Source organism: Paraburkholderia sp. SG-MS1 (assembly GCF_012275575.1).
In the GTDB taxonomy this organism is placed as follows: Bacteria; Pseudomonadota; Gammaproteobacteria; order Burkholderiales; family Burkholderiaceae; genus Paraburkholderia.
Genome location: NZ_NPIH01000071.1, coordinates 1 through 3,361 on the forward strand (window position 1 = coordinate 1; position 3,361 = coordinate 3,361).

The following is a 3,361-nucleotide window of genomic DNA, read 5'->3' on the forward strand; positions in this document are numbered from 1 at the left end:
GTTTTAAACAGTTCTTTCAACGGCGAGTTGCAGTCGCTTCCGCCTTGGCACGCGCGCATTTACTGCACCGTGGCGTCTTACGCGCCGCATTGACGCTTGTGCTCGGCGTCGCGTGCGGTGCGGGCTTCTGGCTGCCCGCGCCCGTTCACGCCGCGGAGAAAGTCCTGCGCGTTCTCGCATGGCCGGGTTACGCCGACGCCGACGTGGTGCAGGCGTTCGAGCAGCGCTACGAGGTGAAGGTCGAAGTGACACTGGTCGACTCCGACGAGGCGCTGTGGGCCCAGATGCATGCAAAAGGCGCGCCGCCTTTCGATGTGCTCGCCGCCAATACCGCTGAAATCCGCCGCTATACGCAGGCAAATCTGCTGGCGCCGCTCGATCTGGCGAGCCTGCCGAACACAAAAAAACAATTGCCACGTTTTCAGGCGCTGGGCTCGATTGAAGGACTGACCTCGGCGGGCAAGGTCTACGCGATCCCGTTCACGTATTCGTCGATGGGGCTCATCTACGACCGTAGGCAGATTCCGGTCGCGCCGCATTCGATGCGCGAGTTGTGGAATCCGCAGTACCGCGGCAAGGTGCTCGACTTCAACAGCGCCCAGCACAACTTCTCGTTCACGGCACTGGCGCTCGGCTATCCGCATCCATTTCGGCTCGACGCCGCGCAAATGCGCACGATCGCCCACAAGCTCGTCGATCTGCGCCGCAATCTGTTGACCTATTACACGTTGCCCGAAGAAGCGACCGCATTCTTCATCCACCACAAGGTTGCGTTGATGTTCGGCAATTACGGCACACAGCAGGTCGAATTGCTGCGCCGTGCGGGCGCGGACGTCGGCTACGTGATTCCCGACGAGGGCGTGCTCGCGTGGCTCGATTGCTGGTCGATGACGCGCGCGGCGAGCGACCGGCCGCTCGCGCTCGCATGGATCAACTACATGCTCGAACCGGACGTGAGCGCGCTGCTCACGCAACGCCAGGGACTCGCCAACACGCTGACGGCGCCGGTGGAAAACAGCGGCACCGGGCACATCGTCTGGATCGGCCCGGTGGAAGATATACAGCGGCGCGAGGAGCTGTGGACCCGCATCGTGTCCGGCGACCGCTCGGAGCGGTTCTGATGTTACGGCCCGGCTTGACCTCCAAGCTATCGGTGCTCCTTGCATGCATCGGCGTGCTCGCGTCCGGCGCGACCGGCTATTACGCGTATCACGCCAATCGCACGATGCTGGTCAACGAAGCCGAGCGCAGCCTGCTGACGTCGACGGAACTGCTGGGGCAGCGCTTTGCCGCGTCGATCGACGATGTGGGCGCCGACGCGCTGGTGCTCGCGACCATGCCATCGTCGGCGGGCGTCGCGCAAAGCGACGACGGCTTCGGCGCGAACGCCGGACGCGAGCGGCTCGCGCAGGTCTATTCGAGCTTCATGGTGCATCACCACGAGTACCTGCAAATCCGGCTGATCACGCGGCAGCATTACGGGCTCGAACTGATCCGCTTCGATCGCGACGCGGACGGCCTCGTGCGAGTGGAAGGCAGCAAGCTGCAGGAAAAAGGCCAGTTCGCGTACGTGTTCGAGACGCTGGCGTTTGCGCCCGGGCGCATTTACACGTCGCCGATTTCGGTCAATCACGAGTACGGCACACATGGCGCCGAGGGCAAGCCGACGCTGCGGCTCGGCACGCCGATCGCGGATGCGAATGGCAACGTGGTCGGCGTGGTCGTGATCGACGTCGATCTCGCCGGTATGCTCAAGCGCTTGCAGAGCGATTTGCCGAGCGACTATCAGGTCTATCTCGCCAACGAATGGGGCGACTTCCTGGTTCATCCCGACGCGTCTAAAACGTTCGGCTTCGATCGCGGGCGGCGCGTGCTGATGCAGGACAGCTTCCCGGTGACGAGACCCCTGTTCGAGCAGGCGCACAACGAAGTGCTGGCGAACGGCCTTGCGCGGCCGAAACAGGCAGCCGGCCAGGTGCTCGCATTCGTGCGCAGGCCGTTCGGCGGCTCCGAGGGCACCCGCTTCATGGTGCTGGGCCTTGCCAAGCCGCTCGACGACGTGTTGTCGGGCGCGCATCTGCTCGGCAACCAGATCATCCGCATGGTGCTGATCTTCAGCGGCCTCGCGGTGCTGCTGGCGATTCTGTTCGCGCGCGCCGTGACCAAACCTCTGCAACTGCTTGCGCACGCGGCGACGCACCTGTTCGCCGAACACGCGATGAACACGCTGCCGCTCAAACGCACCGACGAGATCGGCGTGCTCGCGCGCTGCTTCGATCGTCTGCGCCGCGAGATCAAGGCGCAAATGGACGCGCTGCACGCGAAGCAGCGCGAGCTTGTGCACCTCGCCACGCACGACGTGCTGACCGGATTGCCGAATCGCATGCTGTTCATGCAGAAGCTCGAAAGCGCGATCGAGGAGGCGAAGCTGCACGACGCGGGGCTTGCCGTGCTATTCGTCGACCTCGACCGTTTCAAGCAGATCAACGACCAGTTCGGTCACTCGGTCGGCGACAAGGTCCTTGTTGCAGTGGCGCGGCGCCTGAAGCAGGTGCTCTGTGCCGCGGACGTGGTGGCGCGGCTCGGCGGCGACGAGTTCATCGTGCTGATCGAAGGGCCGCGTGTCGCCCAGGCCGCGCCCGGCATCGCCGCGCGCATGATGGACGCATTGAACGAAACGCTGCTGATCGACGGGCATAGCATGACGGTGGGCGCGAGCATCGGCATCAGCCAGTTTCCGGACGACAGCGGCACGGCCGAGGAACTTCTGCTCAATGCCGACGCGGCGATGTACGCGGCCAAATCCGGCGGGCGGTGTGCGTATCTGCGCTATCAGGATGTGCTCGAAGCACGCCGGCGCGAACAGGCCGAGGAAGTCGAGCGGGCTGCGTTCGCGCGAACGCGGGCTAGCGAAGGCGCGACGCAAGGGCGCGAGTCCGAACCGACCGCTTGAGGCGGCTGACAAGCGTGATGCACTGAAGCGCCTGCCGTAGCGGTTCACGCCTTCGCCGCCGCTCGATCTGCTGATCAAGCAGCACGCCAGGATTCTGACCGGCTTGCGCGCGCATGACCCGAGCGCCGCCAAGGACGCGATGCGCCGCCATCTGCGCGAGATTCTGATGTCGCCCGGACCGATCGCCGAATGTAACCGCGCGTGGTTCGACGCGGACGAGCCGGAGCGCGTGCCGTCGTCGACGTGAGGCAGCAGGCGACACGAGCACACGTTCGGTATGCGGCGCTTGCGGGCGCCCCGCGTCGCGCGGCGCGCTTTCCATTCACCTCATCAAACGATCCGCGTCCCGCTGCGATAAGTCGCGCGCGGCACCGGCAGCGTGTCGAGCATCGTCACGCGCACGAAGTC

2 protein-coding genes and 1 pseudogene are annotated in these 3,361 nt (G+C 65.0%); all 3 read left to right on the forward strand.

What is annotated here, in order from left to right; all coding sequences use genetic code 11:
• Positions 1–98 precede the first annotated feature (98 nt).
• On the forward strand, positions 99–1,121 hold the full coding sequence (locus CIC12_RS04980; protein ID WP_342030503.1) for an extracellular solute-binding protein: 1,023 nt from the start codon (positions 99–101) through the stop codon (positions 1,119–1,121).
• Positions 1,121–2,953 carry a diguanylate cyclase domain-containing protein gene (locus CIC12_RS04985; RefSeq protein ID WP_168662717.1) on the forward strand — a complete coding sequence of 611 codons (1,833 nt, stop codon included), beginning with the start codon at positions 1,121–1,123 and terminating at the stop codon, positions 2,951–2,953. The genes CIC12_RS04980 and CIC12_RS04985 overlap by 1 nt, the downstream gene beginning before the upstream one ends.
• Positions 2,954–3,011: 58 nt before the next feature.
• Positions 3,012–3,200, forward strand: a pseudogene (locus CIC12_RS04990) (FCD domain-containing protein); the annotation flags it as partial.
• Positions 3,201–3,361 lie beyond the last annotated feature (161 nt).